The sequence below is a fragment of the Candidatus Poseidoniia archaeon genome (assembly GCA_030748895.1).
Taxonomy (GTDB): domain Archaea; phylum Thermoplasmatota; class Poseidoniia; order MGIII; family CG-Epi1; genus UBA8886.
The window spans coordinates 1-543 of record JASMLC010000062.1; the positions used below are offsets into that span (position 1 = coordinate 1).

Sequence of the window (543 nt, forward strand, 5' to 3'; positions counted from 1 at the left end):
AATACAGATCAAAGCACCGGATGGGAGAGTAGTAGCAGTAACTATTCCAGAAGGTATGCAACCAGGTTCTCAATTTCAAGTCAAAATTTAGGTCTACATTAAAAAATGGGGCTTTTCTTAAATAGGCCATTTTAAGTGTTGACGAGCCTGACCAGCTATTGTTGTTACCAGGCAACCGTGTTTACGGCTGCAATGACTTCGGCGCATTCCTGATTTGATGATGGAACCATTCCGTTATTGCAGACAAGTTATGGAGATGATAACATTCCCCAGTGTGGGCTATCATCTGACATTCGAAATCAAAAGCGAAACTAGTGCAGTCAATCCGACAATTCTAGTAAATTTATACTCAAAGTGTGCATTCGAAAGGAAAAACTTCGGTTGATCCTGCCGAAGGCTACTGCTATTGGAGTTCGATTAAGCCATGCGAGTCTAAGGGGTACTTGTACCCCTGGCATAATGCTCAGTAACACGTGGATAATCTACCCTCAGGTGGGGCATAAACCCGGGAAACTGGGGCCAATTCCCCATAGACGCAGATGG

Annotated in this window: 1 rRNA gene; it reads left to right on the top strand. The window is 44.0% G+C overall.

Annotation, left to right across the window (positions count from 1 at the left end):
• Nucleotides 1-374: 374 nt before the first annotated feature.
• Nucleotides 375-543 (top strand): 16S ribosomal RNA (locus QGG57_07110); the annotation flags it as partial.